This window comes from Vibrio sp. 1402, assembly GCF_033340275.1.
This window is the reverse complement of record NZ_JAWOWE010000738.1, coordinates 1-511: the sequence shown is the minus strand read 5'-3', so window position 1 is coordinate 511 and position 511 is coordinate 1. Positions and strand designations below refer to the sequence as shown.

Below are 511 nucleotides of genomic sequence, written 5' to 3'. Positions count from 1 at the left end.
TAATTGTAATGCGCGTGTAATGTGTGTAACTACCGCTTTTCTTAGAACTTGTAACCGCCGCTGATCATAAATACCCAAGGGTTAATTTTGACGTCGGTTTTTTGCTTCGCTCCACCAAATTTGTATGTTGCTTCTGTTTCAATGTTTGCATACCACGCAGATGCGTTAAGGAACCATTGATCGTTGATCATGTAGTCCACGCCTACGTTTGCTGCTAAACCAAATGAATCGTCTAGCTTAAGATCAGTTAAGCCTACGTTTTTCGCTTTGTTGTTAAAGCCTTCATCAAAAAAGATGGTGTAGTTGAGACCTGCACCAACGTATGGACGGAACTTACTTTGTGGCTCGCCAAAGTAGTACTGAACCATAAGCGTTGGTGGAAGGTGTTTGGTGTCCGCGATATCACCAAGACCTAACAAGTCTGTTGAAATATCGTGGCTGAATGGTGTTGCTGCTAGAAGCTCTAAACTGATGTTGTCTGTGAACATGTAGCCAAACGTCAAACCAAGCT

At 42.7% G+C, this 511-nt stretch carries 1 protein-coding gene; it reads right to left on the bottom strand.

Translation table 11 applies throughout. The annotated features are described in order from the left end of the window. Window positions 1–41: 41 nt before the first annotated feature. Window positions 42–511 (bottom strand): OmpW family outer membrane protein (locus R7044_RS28220; protein ID WP_225456405.1); only part of this gene is annotated, 470 nt, incomplete at its 5' end.